The sequence below is a fragment of the Photobacterium aquae genome (genome assembly GCF_001029445.1).
Lineage (GTDB): Bacteria > Pseudomonadota > Gammaproteobacteria > Enterobacterales > Vibrionaceae > Photobacterium > Photobacterium aquae.
The window spans coordinates 111,526-126,282 of record NZ_LDOT01000005.1; the positions used below are offsets into that span (position 1 = coordinate 111,526).

Annotated in this window: 17 protein-coding genes; 10 read left to right on the forward strand and 7 right to left on the reverse strand. The window is 57.1% G+C overall.

Annotated features, from left to right (window positions below):
• Positions 1-36: 36 nt before the first annotated feature.
• The 3 genes from ABT56_RS05025 to pyrE all read left to right on the forward strand — a co-directional run bounded on the left by ABT56_RS05025 (position 37) and on the right by pyrE (position 2,021).
• A complete protein-coding gene (locus tag ABT56_RS05025; protein WP_047877773.1) occupies positions 37-453 on the forward strand; it encodes a DUF4156 domain-containing protein in 417 nt (138 codons plus the stop codon).
• A gap of 91 nt (positions 454-544) precedes the next feature.
• On the forward strand, positions 545-1,261 hold the full coding sequence (gene rph, locus ABT56_RS05030) for a ribonuclease PH (RefSeq protein ID WP_047877774.1): 717 nt from the start codon (positions 545-547) through the stop codon (positions 1,259-1,261).
• Positions 1,262-1,379: 118 nt separating this feature from the next.
• On the forward strand, positions 1,380-2,021 hold the full coding sequence (gene pyrE / locus ABT56_RS05035) for an orotate phosphoribosyltransferase (protein ID WP_047877775.1): 642 nt from the start codon (positions 1,380-1,382) through the stop codon (positions 2,019-2,021).
• Between the two features lie 107 nt (positions 2,022-2,128).
• Here pyrE and slmA read toward each other — a convergent pair whose 3' ends face one another.
• Both slmA and coaBC read right to left on the reverse strand, forming a co-directional pair.
• On the reverse strand, positions 2,129-2,719 hold the full coding sequence (slmA, locus tag ABT56_RS05040; RefSeq protein ID WP_047877776.1) for a nucleoid occlusion factor SlmA: 591 nt from the start codon (positions 2,717-2,719) through the stop codon (positions 2,129-2,131).
• A gap of 182 nt (positions 2,720-2,901) precedes the next feature.
• Positions 2,902-4,107: a bifunctional phosphopantothenoylcysteine decarboxylase/phosphopantothenate--cysteine ligase CoaBC gene (coaBC, locus tag ABT56_RS05045; protein ID WP_047877777.1), complete on the reverse strand. Its 1,206-nt coding sequence runs from the start codon at positions 4,105-4,107 to the stop codon at positions 2,902-2,904.
• Between the two features lie 255 nt (positions 4,108-4,362).
• Between coaBC and radC the strand changes: the two genes are divergently transcribed.
• The 5 genes from radC (at position 4,363) to mutM (ending at position 7,163) form a co-directional block, all read left to right on the forward strand.
• The gene (gene radC, locus ABT56_RS05050) at positions 4,363-5,037 is read left to right on the forward strand and encodes a RadC family protein (RefSeq protein WP_047877778.1); all 675 of its coding nucleotides are present in this window, start codon (positions 4,363-4,365) and stop codon (positions 5,035-5,037) included.
• 172 nt (positions 5,038-5,209) lie between these two features.
• Complete coding sequence (gene rpmB, locus ABT56_RS05055; protein WP_047877779.1) at positions 5,210-5,446, forward strand: 50S ribosomal protein L28; 237 nt, start codon at positions 5,210-5,212, stop codon at positions 5,444-5,446.
• Positions 5,447-5,458: 12 nt separating this feature from the next.
• Entirely contained in the window at positions 5,459-5,626 is a 168-nt protein-coding gene (gene rpmG / locus ABT56_RS05060; protein ID WP_002535344.1) for a 50S ribosomal protein L33, read from the forward strand.
• Between the two features lie 208 nt (positions 5,627-5,834).
• Positions 5,835-6,329: a hypothetical protein gene (locus ABT56_RS05065; RefSeq protein ID WP_047877780.1), complete on the forward strand. Its 495-nt coding sequence runs from the start codon at positions 5,835-5,837 to the stop codon at positions 6,327-6,329.
• A 24-nt stretch (positions 6,330-6,353) separates the two neighbouring features.
• Entirely contained in the window at positions 6,354-7,163 is an 810-nt protein-coding gene (mutM, locus tag ABT56_RS05070) for a bifunctional DNA-formamidopyrimidine glycosylase/DNA-(apurinic or apyrimidinic site) lyase (RefSeq protein WP_047877781.1), read from the forward strand.
• Positions 7,164-7,281: 118 nt separating this feature from the next.
• On the opposite strand, the gene coaD is transcribed toward mutM, so the two are convergent.
• Positions 7,282-7,779, reverse strand: coding sequence for a pantetheine-phosphate adenylyltransferase (gene coaD / locus ABT56_RS05075; protein WP_047877782.1), 498 nt, complete (start codon positions 7,777-7,779; stop codon positions 7,282-7,284).
• A 140-nt stretch (positions 7,780-7,919) separates the two neighbouring features.
• On the opposite strand from coaD, the gene ABT56_RS05080 reads away from it, so the two are divergent.
• The gene (locus ABT56_RS05080; protein ID WP_047877783.1) at positions 7,920-8,951 is read left to right on the forward strand and encodes a glycosyltransferase family 9 protein; all 1,032 of its coding nucleotides are present in this window, start codon (positions 7,920-7,922) and stop codon (positions 8,949-8,951) included.
• Here the strand turns inward: ABT56_RS05080 and ABT56_RS05085 are convergent.
• On the reverse strand, positions 8,920-9,705 hold the full coding sequence (locus tag ABT56_RS05085) for a glycosyltransferase family 2 protein (protein WP_047877784.1): 786 nt from the start codon (positions 9,703-9,705) through the stop codon (positions 8,920-8,922). The two genes, ABT56_RS05080 and ABT56_RS05085, sit on opposite strands and share 32 nt — an antisense overlap.
• Positions 9,702-10,769, reverse strand: coding sequence for a glycosyltransferase family 9 protein (locus tag ABT56_RS05090; protein ID WP_047877785.1), 1,068 nt, complete (start codon positions 10,767-10,769; stop codon positions 9,702-9,704). Before ABT56_RS05090 ends, ABT56_RS05085 begins: the two co-directional genes overlap by 4 nt.
• 78 nt (positions 10,770-10,847) lie before the next feature.
• Here ABT56_RS05090 and ABT56_RS05095 point away from each other — a divergent pair, with 78 nt between their 5' ends.
• Positions 10,848-11,549 (forward strand): 3-deoxy-D-manno-octulosonic acid kinase, encoded by a 702-nt coding sequence (locus tag ABT56_RS05095; RefSeq protein ID WP_047877786.1) that lies wholly within the window; start codon positions 10,848-10,850, stop codon positions 11,547-11,549.
• A gap of 43 nt (positions 11,550-11,592) precedes the next feature.
• On the opposite strand, the gene ABT56_RS05100 is transcribed toward ABT56_RS05095, so the two are convergent.
• Together ABT56_RS05100 and lpxM are read right to left on the reverse strand one after the other, a co-directional pair.
• A complete protein-coding gene (locus ABT56_RS05100; protein WP_047877787.1) occupies positions 11,593-13,647 on the reverse strand; it encodes an acyltransferase family protein in 2,055 nt (684 codons plus the stop codon).
• 154 nt (positions 13,648-13,801) lie between these two features.
• Positions 13,802-14,752: a lauroyl-Kdo(2)-lipid IV(A) myristoyltransferase gene (gene lpxM, locus ABT56_RS05105; protein WP_047877788.1), complete on the reverse strand. Its 951-nt coding sequence runs from the start codon at positions 14,750-14,752 to the stop codon at positions 13,802-13,804.
• Between the last annotated feature and the right edge of the window lie 5 nt (positions 14,753-14,757).

Below are 14,757 nucleotides of genomic sequence, written 5' to 3' on the forward strand. Positions count from 1 at the left end.
CTCCGCCACCTTTTGTTTTTTTTAACCAAATAGTTGATGAAAATTACACGTTCTGTTGTTTTGGCCGGGGTGCTGGTTGCACTGTCCGGGTGTGTGACATTCCCGACGGCTGAGTCACGCCAGGTCAAGGTGCTGTGGAATGACAGTGATGCGCTGCGCGGCTGCGAGCATCTGGGTACAGTGATCGGGTCGGAAGGCCATTTTTATGATTACTGGCTGCATGCCGACAAGGATATGGTGTGGGGCGCGGTCAATCAGATGCGGATCAAGACGGCGGCACAGGGTGGCGACACGCTCTACCTTTACGAGCCGTTCGGCTTTATGAGCTCGGTGACCATGATGGGCAATGTCTACCGTTGTGATAGCACCGGTACTGCTCAGGCTCCAGCAGAGATTGAGCTTGAGGCAGTAGATATTCAGGCCGAGCCTGCCACTAACGGCAGCACTCTGTAACCCTATGTTGCAGGGGCTCGCTTTTCTCGTGCACTGGCCAGCGGTTGTAGCTATAATCGCCGGTTAATGTCAGCCAGCCGGAGAAAACCCGATGCGTCCAAGCGGAAGAAGTGCCAACCAGGTGCGCCCAATCACCATTACCCGTCAGTTTACTGCCCATGCCGAAGGGTCGGTATTGGTTGAGTTTGGCAATACCAAAGTGATCTGTACCGCCAGCGTCGAGGAAAGTGTTCCGCGTTGGCTTAAAGGCAAGGGCCAAGGCTGGGTGACTGCCGAGTACGGCATGCTGCCGCGCGCAACCCACTCGCGTAACCGCCGTGAGGCGGCAAGCGGCAAGCAGGGTGGCCGAACGATGGAAATCCAGCGCCTGATCGCCCGCAGCCTGCGTGCAGCGGTTGATTTGGATGTACTGGGCGAGCAGATGATCACTGTCGACTGTGATGTCATCCAAGCCGATGGTGGTACCCGTACCGCGTCAATCACCGGTGCGATGGTTGCGCTGGTTGATGCTATCAACTACATGCTGGACAAAGGGCTGATCAAGAAAAGCCCGCTCAAAGGCATGGTGGCGGCTGTGTCTGTCGGGATCTACAACGGCGAGCCGATTTGCGATCTGGAGTACCTCGAGGACTCGGCGGCAGAAACCGATATGAATGTGGTGATGACCGAGGATGGCAAGATGATTGAAATCCAAGGTACGGCAGAAGGCGAGGCCTTCAGCCACGAAGAGCTGTTGGCGATGCTGGCATTGGCCAAGAGCGGCATTGACGACATCATCGGCGTTCAGAAGCGAGCGTTGGAAAATTGATTTTTGAAAGCGGTTCCTGTTGGAGCCGCTTTTTTTTGGCCTGCACCCGGGCCTATCCGCGGTGTAGGCAGCGTCACCGTTAATTACGTAACACTATGCAATCGAATAAGGAGAAACCATGAAAGCATATCAGCGTCAGTTCATCGAATTTGCCTTGGAAAAGGGCGTACTGAAGTTTGGTGAGTTTACCCTGAAATCTGGCCGCAAGAGCCCGTACTTCTTCAATGCGGGGCTGTTTAATACGGGGCGTGATCTGGCACGTCTGGGCCGTTTTTACGCTGAGGCTTTGGTGGATGCCAAGATAGAGTTCGATGTGCTGTTCGGCCCTGCCTACAAGGGGATTCCGATCGCGACCACCACGGCAGTGGCGTTGGCGGACCAGCACGATGTCGATACGCCTTATTGTTTCAACCGCAAGGAAGCCAAGGATCATGGCGAGGGCGGCAACTTGGTCGGCAGCCCGCTGGAAGGCCGTATCATGCTGGTGGATGACGTGATCACTGCCGGCACGGCGATTCGCGAGTCGATGGAGATTATCCAGGCCAACGGCGCGGATCTGGCCGGTGTGCTGGTGGCGATTGACCGTCAGGAAAAGGGCAAGGGCGAGCTCTCTGCGATTCAGGAAGTGGAGCGAGACTTCGGCTGCGCGGTGATTTCCATTGTTTGCTTGGGGGATGTGGTGAGCTACCTCGAGGAGCAGGAGGGCATGGCCGAGCACCTAGAGGCGGTGAAAGCCTACCGCGCCCAGTACGGGGTGTAAGACCGTTCGTACGTAATCGGGCGAAGGGAAGTCCAAGGGCTTAGACAACAAAGCGGGAGTCGTTGACTTCCGCTTTTGTTTTTGGCGCTGCTTGGCGTACGGGGCGATTACCCCAGTTCGGCACTGAGCAGGCGCCAGTAGTCGTCGAAGCTGGCCGTTGGCTTGTATTTGAAGTTGGAGCGGACGAAGCGGTTGAGGCTGCCTTCTACCTGGCCTAGGAGCTGGGCGGCGAGGATAGACTCGTCGACCGGGAACCCCTTGCCTTCACGCAGCTTGCGCTCGCGCAGGATTTGGCGCAGTTGGGTTTCGATACGCTCGAACAGCTGGTTGATCCGGGCCTGGAGGCGGTCTTGTTCAAACATCAGGGCGTGGCCGGTCATGATACGGCTCAGGCCCGGGTTGCGCTCGGCAAAGCCCAGTATGAGCTGCATCACCATCCGCAGGCGGTTTAGGGTATCTTTCTCGTCGTCCAGAATGCGGTTGATCCGCGTGGTAATCGTATCTTCGATGAACTCGATGAGCCCCTCAAACATTCTTGCCTTGCTCGGGAAGTGGCGATAGAGGGCGGCTTCGGAGACACCGACCTGAGCAGCCAGCTTGGCAGTGGTAATACGCTGGCTGCCTTGGGCTGATTCCAGCATGTGTGCCAGTGCTTGCAATATTTCTTCGCGGCGGTTGTTTTTCTTGTTGCCAGCCATGAATAACCGTTCCTTTTCAAAATGAGACTGTCAGCGGACAGCGTAAAGCCCGCATATCTTAGCGGCGGAGCCGGACGGAGAAAAGCACCTCAGACCGATACTGATCGCTTTATCGGCAAAAAGATGCCCAGCTTTACACTGGGCATGGGAATTGTTCTGAGGTTGGTGGGAATGCCGGTACGCTAGCCGCGGTAACGGGCGACCACTTCGGCCATCAGCTGTTGGCCAAGCTCGGCCTTGCTGCACAGCGGCAGTGCCTTGTCGCCATCGGCCCAGTAAAGGTGAAGGGCATTGCTGTCACTGTTGAAGCCGATATCTTGCTGCGACACATCATTGGCGCAGATCAGATCAAGCCCCTTGCGGTCCAGCTTGTCGCGGGCATAGTGCTCGACGTTCTGGGTTTCGGCTGCGAACCCCACGGTAAACGGGCGTTGTTTGGTAAGACCTGCGACGGCGGCGATAATATCGGGGTTCTTCACCAGGCGCAGTACCATCTCGTCCTCGCCATCTTGCTTCTTGAGCTTGTGGGCGGCGATATCGGCCGGGCGGAAATCAGCCACGGCGGCGCAGCCGATGAAAATATCGCTCTGGACGGCATGCGCAAGGGCGGCATCGTGCATCTGGCTGGCGCTGTCGATATCGACGCGCGTGACCCCTACTGGTGTCGGCAAGTTGGTCGGGCCGCTGATCAAGGTGACGTCGGCACCGCGCTTGGCTGCAGCCTCGGCAATGGCATAGCCCATTTTTCCGGAGCTCTGGTTGGTCAGGTAACGAACCGGGTCGATGGCCTCGCGGGTGGGGCCTGCTGTCACCGTGACGCGCAGGCCGTCCCAATCGGCTGGGCGGAAGTGCTCTTCTACCAACCCGACAAGTTGCATCGGCTCAAGCATGCGGCCAGGGCCGACATCGCCACAGGCCTGTTCGCCGCTGGCCGGTCCCCAGATCTGGCAGCCACGGCGGGCGAGGGTGGCAATGTTTTCTTGGGTGGCGACATGGCGGTACATCTGCTGGTTCATCGCCGGGGCGACCGCGATCGGCGAGTCGGTAGCCAGACACAGGGTCGATAGCAGATCGTTGCCCATGCCCGCCGCCATCCGGGCGATAAGGTCGGCGGTAGCCGGGGCCAATAAGACAAGATCGGCCCACTTGGCCAGTTCGATATGGCCCATCGATGCCTCGGCGCCAGGATCCAGCAGGCTGTCGGAGACTGGTCGGCCCGATACGGCCTGCATGGTCAGCGGGGTGATGAACTCCTTGGCGGCCTTGGTCATGACGATCTGGACCTGCGCGCCCCGCTCGATAAGACGGCGGGTGAGCTCGGCACATTTATAGGCGGCAATGCCGCCGCTGATCCCGAGAAGTATTTTTTTTCCAGCCAAGGTTTGCATGTTGTTGCCTGTAATATCTGGTTGCCTAAACAATGCGCACACATTACCACCAAATTTTGCCCGCCCGCAAAAAAAGCATATTTTTTTGCGGATGATCAAATTCCCTCGAGGGCAGGCTCTGTAGCACAGGTAACGGGCAGTTTTTTGTTGGCGTTTCATTGGCGGGTTGGCAAAAACACTACCTGCGTCGAGAAAAACGCTTCTATTCCTTGCCGGTATGCAAGTGGCGGGCTCTGCTGGGGAGAGGAGGAGAGTATGTCATTAAAACAACTACCAGCGCAGTCACGACCTCGCGAGAAGTTACTGGCAAGGGGGCCGTCGGCACTGAGTGATGCTGAATTGCTGGCGATTTTCCTGCGTACCGGGATCAGCGGCTGTAATGCCATCGAGCTGGCCGACGATCTGCTGGGGCGGTTTGGCTCACTGCGGGCGTTGTTGTCGGCCGACCAGAAGGCGTTCTGCCAGCACAAGGGGCTGGGGCCCGCCAAGTATGCCCAGTTGCAGGCGGTACTGGAGATGAACCAGCGCCACCTGGAGGAGACGCTCAAGCAGGGGGATGCGCTGACCAGCCCTGATCATACCCGTCGTTACCTAAGCCATATATTGCGTGATCGCCAGCGTGAGGCATTCTATGTTTTGTTCCTCGACAACCAGCATCGGGTGCTTTCCGGGGAGGTATTATTTGAGGGAACTATCGACGCTGCGAGCGTTTATCCGAGAGAAGTGGTAAAAAGATCGCTAGAACTTAATGCAGCAGCGTTGATTTTAGCGCATAATCACCCATCGGGCGTAGCAGAGCCAAGTCAGGCAGATCGTCGGTTAACCCGCCGCTTATGCGATGCATTAGCGTTGGTGGATATCCGTATTCTGGATCACTTTGTTGTTGGAGACGGCGAAATTACTTCTTTTGCGGAACGAGGTTGGCTATAAAATAGGCAATATTTGTTCAAAATGATGCGAAAGGATCTGCTCGGGACTTGAGCAACTGGTTTTGACTTAGTATAATGCGCGACCTTTGATAGCTGTGGTTAATGAAAGAGAAGATTTTCATTAAACGAGACCACGGTTGATATCGAGCTGAAACGATTTGGAGAAGACAGTAATGTCCCGTGTATGCCAAGTAACTGGTAAGCGTCCTGTAACGGGTAACAACCGTTCACACGCACGTAATGCCACCAAGCGTCGTTTTCTGCCTAACCTGCAAACTCATCGTTTCTGGGTAGAAAGCGAAAAACGCTTCGTTAAACTGCGCCTTACTGCGAAAGGTATGCGTATCATTGATAAGAAAGGTATTGATGCCGTTCTTGCTGATATGCGTGCTCGCGGCGAAAACGTTTAAGAGGATTGAACAATGGCTAAAGGCATTCGTGAGAAGATCCGTCTAGTATCATCAGCTGGTACAGGCCACTTCTACACTACCGACAAAAACAAGCGTAACATGCCAGGCAAATTCGAGATCAAGAAATTTGATCCAGTAGTTCGCCAGCACGTTATGTACAAAGAAGCTAAAATCAAGTAATTGATTGCTGCTTTTTTGAAAAAGCCCAGTTTTTAACTGGGTTTTTTTATGCCTGAAATTTGCCTTTCCCTGCTCTACAGCTCATCGCCATTGCCATCTGGCCGGCAATCGGCAGCCATTCCCCTCGAACCCGCCTCCTGTATTCCGCCGCCGTTCGCGGTTATAGTTTACTTTTAGTTATCTTAGCGTTGGCTACCAAGGAGCCGTTATGCGACTGTCCCGCCGGGGCTGGAACAATGTCCTGATTTTTGCCGTTATTATTTTTATTGCCGTGCTGCAGCTGCCGACGTGGTTCAAGCATTATTTCCAGCCGGTGATGGCCCCTGAGGAGCAAACCCTTCAGCATCTGCTGCCGGCTGATGCGGTGTTAGAGCGGTTGAACCTGCCTGACGTTGCGTTGGTGCGTGATACGGCAGGGGGCTGGGCGGCGGATGCTTCGCTGCCTGTTCCGGCCGCTGAGCTGGCAGCCCGGTGGCTGCGACTGGCGGGTACCGCTGTCGACGAGGAGATGATCGCGGCCTTGAAGCCGGGGCTGGGTGCGCCGCGCAGTGTCGAAGTGTGGCTGGTGGGCCAGATTGAGCCGTTGCGGCTGACGGTCTACCAACTGCCCCAATTCTGGCTGATAAACAACGGGCAGGGCAGCTGGCTGGCTCTCAGCGTCGAAGAGGGGTATCTTTTCCCTGCGGCCACGCCGTTGTCCTAAGTTGGCCGATAACAGAGGAATACCATGCCTGAATTGCCGGAAGTAGAAGTTAGCCGGATGGGGATTTCCCCCCATGTGACTGGCCAGACCGTTACCGATATCGTGGTGCGCAACCCGAAATTGCGCTGGCCGATCCCGGAGGAAATTGATCAAATCAAGGGGCAGGTCATCCGGCGGGTGAGCCGACGGGCGAAGTACCTGATGCTGGAGACGGATGCCGGTTATGCCATCGTCCACCTCGGAATGTCCGGGAGCTTGCGGATTTTGCCTGCTGATACGCCACCGGAGAAGCATGATCATGTGGATCTCTGTCTGTCGAGCGGAGAAATGTTGCGCTACAACGATCCGCGCCGGTTCGGGGCTTGGTTGTGGCAGTCTGGGGAGGGGGAGCATCCTGTTTTGGGCAAACTCGGCCCTGAGCCGCTGGGTGACGGCTTTACGGTGGATTATCTACAGGGACGGGCCAAGGGACGCCGGACAGCGATTAAGCAGTTCATCATGGACAATCAGGTGGTGGTCGGGGTTGGCAATATTTACGCCAATGAATCCTTGTTTGCCGCGGGGATCCACCCCAAGCGCGAGGCTGGCAAAGTTTCCTATCAGCGATTAGCTTTGCTGGTCGATGAAATTAAAACGGTATTGGCCTTTGCCATCGAGCAAGGGGGCACGACCCTCAAGGACTTCAAGAACGCCGACGGCAAGCCGGGCTATTTTGCCCAAGAGCTGCAAGTGTACGGTAAGGCCGGTCAGCCCTGCCCGCGTTGCGACACTGCGCTCAGCGAAGCCAAGATCGGCCAGCGCACGACGGTATTTTGCAGTCACTGCCAGCGGTGATGGCATCGATGTGTTTGTCGGCGGGTATCGCGGCTCCTATTTCTATCGCTGCTAGTCACGCTGTACGGCGAATAGGCGGCCCAAGGTGACAATGTGCCACCTTGGGCGCGACATGGCGCTAGCGCTGGCCTAGCTTGGCTTTCAGGGCCTCTGAGATAATCGGATCGACAAACTGGCTGACATCGCCCTTGTGCAGGGCGACTTCCTTGACGATGGTCGACGAGATGAACGAGTTCTCCTCGGCCGGGGTCAGGAATACCGTTTCCAGTTCGGGCATCAGGCGGCGGTTCATGTTGGCCAGCTGGAACTCGTATTCGAAGTCCGATACTGCGCGCAGCCCGCGAACCAGGACATTGGCCTGGTACTCCTTGGCGAAATCCACCAATAGGCCCGAGAAGCCGACTATCTCGACATTGTCGAGGTGGCGGGTGATCTGGGTCGCCAGCTCGACCCGCTCCTGAAGGTCGAACAGGGGCTTTTTGCTTGGGTTGAAGGCGATCCCCACCACAACATGGTCGAACATGGCCGCGGCGCGCTCAATCAGATCCAGGTGCCCGTTGGTGATCGGGTCGAAGGTACCGGGGTAGATGACGCGGGTATTTTTATTCTGGCTCACAGGGCGATCCTCTAAAACGTGATGGCGATATGCTATCAAAAAAGCCGTCGCAGTCTCTATTCTTTCCCCCCAATCACTATGGGGATGGCTGGTTATCTTGTATGATCCCGCCGAGTAAATTTTAGTTGGAACAAGTTGCTATGAAAAAGATCCTTGTCGTTCGCAACGATAAAATTGGCGATTTTATGCTGGCGTGGCCGAGTTTTGCCATGCTCAAACAGTCGTTGCCGGCGGCTAGGGTGACAGCACTGGTTCCCGGCTATACCGCCCCGATTGCCCGGCTGTGCCCGTGGATTGACGAGGTGATGGTCGATCCGACCGCCAAGGCCGGCAAGGAAGAAGCGGCTGCGTTCCGCGCCGCGCTGCGTGCCGAGCAGTTCGATGCCGCAATTTGCCTGTTCTCCAATGGCTATAATGCCAAGCTACTGTGGCGGGCGAAGATCCCATACCGCCTGGCGCCGGCGACCAAGCTCGCCCAGCTGTTGTTCAACCGCCGCCTCAAGCAGCGTCGGTCGCAGTCGGCCAAGCCAGAGTTTGAATACAACTTGGATTTGATCCGCTTTTTCCTGACGGACAATGGGATCGCGATTCAGGAGCCGCACGGGCCATACCTGAGCTTCGATGCCGCCGAGCTTGATGCACAGCGCGCGAAGCTGGTTGCGGAGACGGGGTTGGATACCGAGCGGCGCTGGTGCTTTGTCCATGCCGGTACCGGCGGCTCGGCCAATAACCTGTCGCTGGACCAGTACGCGTCGCTTATCAAGGGGCTCGGCCGGTCACAGCCGTGCCAGTTCGTGCTGACAGCCGGGCCTGGCGAGGAGGCGATGGCCGCATCGCTGTATCAGAAGGTAGCCGGTGAGGTCAGTGCGGTTGTTTACGACAAGAACGACGGGCTGCAGGATTTTACCCGCTCGCTGGCCTGTGCCGACCTGTTCATGGCCGGCTCGACCGGGCCGCTGCATATTGCCGCTGCCTTGGATGTGCCGACGGTCGGTTTCTTCCCGAGCAAGCGCTCGGCCACCCCGCTGCGCTGGAAGACCCTCAATACAGAGGGCCGCCATTTGGCATTCTGCCCGCCTCGCGGCAAGGACAGCGAGACGGACATGGGGCTTATCGATATCGACGAGGTGATTGCCGAGGCTACGGCGTTCGCGGGTCGGTATTGGTCCTGATCCACAGGTCCGCATACTTCACGAAGGTCGAGTGGGCAGAGAGGATCGATAGCAGCAAGCCCTGCTTGCCATCAAGGAAGCCCGCCTTCAAGACGTACATTTTCAGGAAGCAGCCGACGGCATGGAGCAATCCTTGGCCTAGGCTGCTTTTTTTGCCTCGCTTTTCCCGCTGGTCGGCCCATGCCTTGGCATAGCCTGCCGACTTGACCAGATAATGGTTGAGATCGTTGTAGGTGAAATGGAGCAGGTCACCTTCCAGCGGGCTGACCGTGATCCCGTCGCCGAGCTCGACCTTTTCGTGTACCAAATCTTCGTTGTACTGGGTCAGCTTGGTCGGGTAGAGGCGGTTGACGCGGTCCGGGTACCAGCCGCAATGGCGGATATAGCGGCCGAATACCCAGCTCAGGCGGGCAATGCTGTAGACGGTATTGGCTTGCGGGGCTGCCAGTACCTGCTCGATGCTGGCGCGTAGCTCGGGGGTCACGCGCTCGTCGGCATCGAGCCACAGGATATAGTCAGACTCCACATAGCTTTGTGCCAGGCGGCGCTGGGGGCCGAAGCCGGGCCAGTCGGCGTTGACGAAGAACTTGTCGGTATATTGGCGGGCTACCGCCTCGGTGTTGTCGGTACTGCCGGAATCCAGCACCACGATTTCATCGACCCAGCCGGCCACCGATGCCAGGCATTGCTGGAGGTTGTCGGCTTCATTTTTGACGATCAGGGCGACGGCCAGCGTTGGCTTCTCGGTGCTCATTGGATCTCCTCGAAAATAGTAAAATCAATCAGGGCCTTGTCTAGCATGGCACAGACAGCGGCCGGTTGGATCCGGGTCATGGCGTCTTCGGCCTTGACCCGGCTGCGCCAGGATAGTGCTTCCAGCGGCTTGCCGGTCTCGGCTTCGATGGCCTCACGGTAGGCGCTGACCACATAGTCCAAGTAACGGTATGGGCCGGTTCGCTGCGGGTTGTGGTGGGCGTAGAGGCCAATCACCGGTGTGCCGACGGCTACTGCCATGTGGGCTGGGCCTGTGTCTGGCGCGATCACCAGATCCGCATGGCTGAGCAACGCCTGCATTTGTTTGAGGCTGCTCTTGCCGACCAGGTTGTTTAGCGGGGCTTGGCATTGGGCTATAACCTGTGCGGCCAAATCGGTTTCGACCTTTGCCGGGCTGCCTGCCAGAATGATCTGCATGCCGCGCAGGTGGGCGTGCTCTGCCACCCGGGCATACCCTTCCGCCGTCCAGTTCTTGAAGGCCTTGCTGGCGGCCGGAACAATAACCAGTACGGGTTTGTCCGGTGCGACATGCTGCTCGGCCCACTTAAAGTCCGCGTCGGTCAAGGTGATCTCCCAGCGTGGCGTCATTTCCGTGATGCCGAGCTCCTTGGCAAAGGCCATGAAACCGTCTAGGACATGAGGGGACGATGGTGACGGGACGGGGTGGTTGATGAACAAATGTTGCAGGTCGCTGCTGCGGGCCGCATCGAAACCGAGGCGGTGGCGGGCTTTGATCCCGATACTGGCAATGCTGGCACGAAGCGCCGTCTGCATGTGCAGCAGGGCGTCGAAGCGCTCGCCTTTGAGCTGGCGCCAGAGCTGGGTATAGCCTTTCCAGCCGAGTTTCTTGTCGAACGGGATCACTCTGATCCCCGGCAGGTCGCCCAACAGCTGGGCCTCGGCCTTGCCCATGATCCAGGTTATTTTGGTCTCAGGCCATTGCCTCTGGATAGCTTGTACCATGGCGCTGGCATTGCTTGCATCGCCGATGGCAGAGAGGCGCAGGACACAGAGGGAGGCGGGGGGAGACGAAAATAGGGCCATACTTAATTGCTCTAGAACTGGGAAGACTGCATTATGCAGTTGGGATAAAAAATTGTAAAACCACATATTTTAAAGCATATGCAAGTTATAACATCAACAAATAGCCGTATTTGGTTTGATCCTGAATTGCTCGGCGATGATCCGGAAGCCAGCTTCGACCCGGCGTATTGGCGCGGGAAATCGGCCATTACCGGGCAGGCTAGCGGGCGGGGGACGACCTATTTCATTGATACGCCTCTCCTTCCTTTGGCCCTGCGCCATTACTGGCGTGGTGGCTTGCTGGGTCGGGTGGTCAAAGACCAGTACTGGTTTACCGGCTGGGACAAGACGCGCTGCGCGCTGGAGATGGGGTTGCTGAAGACCCTTGCCGAGGGTGGGGTTCGGGTACCGCGGCCGGTGGCTGCGCGGGCGGTTCGCTGCGGTTTGTTTTACCGGGCGGATATCCTGACGGAAAAAGTGCCGGGGGCCCGGGATCTGGTCGCGGTGCTGCAGCAGCGCAGCTTGTCGGGGGATGAGTGGCAGGCTATCGGCCGGATGATTCGCCAGATGCACGATCTCGGTGTGTGCCATACCGACCTGAATATTCACAATATCCTGCTCGATGGCGAAGGGCTGTGCTGGTTGATAGACTTTGACAAGTGCTACCGGCAGGCGGGCGACAGCTGGAAGCAGGGCAACCTTGATCGGCTCCTGCGTTCGCTGCGCAAGGAAGTGGGCCGTTACGGCATCCAATGGCAGGAAGTCGAGTGGACGTTGCTGCTGGCGGGTTATCAGGGCTAGCAAACCATTAAAAACAAGGCCGCATGACGCGGCCTTGTTGTTTTTAGCGGTTGGTCCCAATGCTGTGCAGCAGTTGCTGGAGGCGAGGGTCAATAAGGTCCCTTGCCTGCATGGTCTTGAAGATCTCGCGCGCGCCGGCGTCATTGAGGTGGTTGTTATCGCTATATAGCGGCACCCCGTTCAGCATACTCTGGCACTCCTTGCTGTCACACAGCGCGCCAACAACCGGAAGCAGGATGACTTGGGGATACTTGGCTGCAATATCACGGACTAACTGGTTCGCATAGCCCTGTCTGGTGGTCATCGCCCCAGAATCAATATTGCAATTTGTCCCGGTGAATGCCGTGAAGGTGGCTTTTTTAACCCAGCAATTGCTCGGCATGAAAGGGTAGTCCGGTGCCTGCTCGAAGATCACCGGGGTGATGCCTCGGGCAATGAGGTACTGCACCGTGCGCTCTAGCCCTTCGCGTAGCACCCGGCGGTTGTTGGCTTTGCTCTCGCTGTGACTGATCTCGTCACCGAGATAGACATTGTCTCCTTTCTCACCCGGTGAGCGGGTGGTCTCTGTATACATCGCCCAGCGCCCGGCGAGGAAAACGACCTTTGCCTTGGTGTTTTGCAGGGCTTCGGCGAGTTGGGTATTTGTATCCTCGCATTCCCCTTCTGGCTCACCGTGCTTGATGATATCCATTCCAAGGGCCGGCGGGCAGCCGCCGGCACCGCCATAGAGGGCTGAAAAGCCATAAATTTTGCCCAGTTCATCGACAAAACCGCGGAAGTGACCGCCATGCGAGTCACCCCAGACCAAGGCTCGCAGCTGTTCTGGGTGGTTGAGGCTATCGTCGCCGATAATATTGTTTTCGAAAGGTTTGAGCTCTTCGCCATCAAGCTGAGGGTGCTGCAATTCGAAAAAGTCTAGGCTTGATGCTTGGAAGAGCTTTTGGACTTGCTCGGAGAAGCGATGCGGGTAGCCCTCGTTCTTGGCAATCAGCTTGGCAGTGGTTACCGCGATAGCGATCGGCAATACCAGGTAGAACAGGTAGACCCAGCGATGATGCAGTCGCAGGTAGCGCAACGGGTTCTCGTATAGCCGCCATGAGAAAACCGACAGGGCGAAAGTGATTACCGCGCAGATAAGGGCATCGACGGGGCCGAGCTGGTTGAAGGTGTAGCGGTAGAAAGCGAGAACCGGCCAGTGCCACAGGTAGAGCGAATAGGAGAGGCGGCCGAGTAACAGGAAGGGCGAGCGCCCGAGGAAGCGGGAAACCCACGAATGCTGCGACTCACCGGCCAAAATCAGCATACAGGTGGCAAGAGTCACCCAGAGCGCGTTGATACCGGGGAACACATGGTTTTTGTTAAGCACGACACTCAGCAGGGCAATACCCAGTGCCCCGGCTACGCCGAGCAGCTGGTAGGCCTGCGTGGGCAGCGATAACCCCCGCGCCCGTTTCTCGTACAGGGCAATAGCCAGCAGCGCGCCGATCAGGAGCTCGAACCCCCGGCTTTGGATCAGGTAGTAGCCAGCACTCGGGTCATTGAGGGCCATATACTGGGATAGGCCGGTGAGTGCGACTAGCGTCAGGCCCATGACGATGGCGAACAAGCGGCGGGAGAGGTATTTGCTGGCCAGGATCAGCAGTACCGGCCAGATAAAATAGAACTGCTCCTCGACAGAAAGCGACCAGGTATGCAGAAGGGGCATGGTCTCTGCCGCCGGGGCGAAATAGCCCGACTGTTTTTCAAAATAGATATTTGAGATGAACACACTGGCGTAGCGCAGGCTATTGGCAAAACCGACAAAGTCATTGGGGGTGTAGATCAGGTAGGCCAAGGCCAGCGATGACGTCGCCACCAGATAGAACAGCGGCAGGATCCGCTTGATTCGCTTGATATAGAAGATATCAAACGAGAATCTCCCGGCGTTGATCTGCGGGTAAATCACCGAGGTGATGATGAAACCGGAAATGACAAAAAAGATATCGACGCCAATGAACCCGCCCGGGAGCCATTGGGCATTCATGTGGAAAATTATGACGGCGATGACGGCGATCGCCCGCAAACCGTCAATATCAGGACGGTATTTAATATGACTCATTGCTTTCTCTAAGATTCTTGTTTTATTGGTGTGGAAATATGTAATCGCTAGGCGAAATGATGTACATCCGCCTGATGTTGGTGCTGATTTGAGCGTGCGATATGGGGAGGTGGCCGCCGGTTAGGCGGCCGAGAAATATTGGAATATATCGGATTTAGTAGCGCTGGCTGCCGTCGGGTTTGGAACGCAGTAGATTCAGAATCCACATGTATTGGCCAGGATGGCGGCGGATGAACTCCTCGATGCGGATGTTCATGTTACGGGCATCAAGGGTCTCGTCGCCGCTCGGGAAGTCCTGCAGCTCCTGCTGGACTTCGATGGTGTAGATCCCGGTGTTGCGGTCGTAGTAAGGGATCACCGGTACGATTTTGGCCTTGCTCAAACGTGACAGCTTGCCCAGCCCCGCCAATGTCGCTTTCTGGGTGCCGAGGAAGTCGGTGAACACACTGTGTTCCGGGCCGTGATCCTCATCGGGCAGGTAGTAGCCGAGGTAGCCGTCGCGGATTGACTTGATGAAGGGCTTGATCCCCGCATCGCGCTCGTGGGTCCGGCCGCCGTACTTGAGGCGCTGGACGTTGATCAGCCAGTCGATGACGTCGTTGCGCTGTTTTTTCATCATCGCCGCCACATGCTGCCCGCGCGAGGCCAGCAGTACGCCCGGGTAGTCAATCGCCCAAGTGTGCGGCACGAGCAGGATAATATTGTGGCCCTGCTCGAGCAGGCTGAACAGGTGCTCTTCGCCGGTAAACGTGGATCGCTTCTCGACGTATTCCTTGCTGCGCACCAGCAGTACGGCAAAGCTGAGCAGGGTGCAGCCGGCATTGATGTAGGTTTCCAGTAAGATCTCGTCCCGTGCTTGCTGGTCAAGCTCTGGGAAGCATTCTTGCAGGTTGATGACGGCGCGTTTCTTGGCGCTCGAGTTGATTTTGATCGCCTGCTTGGCGATAGCAACGGCCAGCCTGTCACGCAGGCGGTAAGGTACGAATGCCAAAAGGATAGTCAAGCCAATGGCAAACCAGGTCCCCCAGTGCTTCGGATGCAAGAAATCCTTGCGGAACTGAGGGTTGTAAGTCTGGGCCGTTGAATTGTTGTGTTTTTCTGTCATAGGCC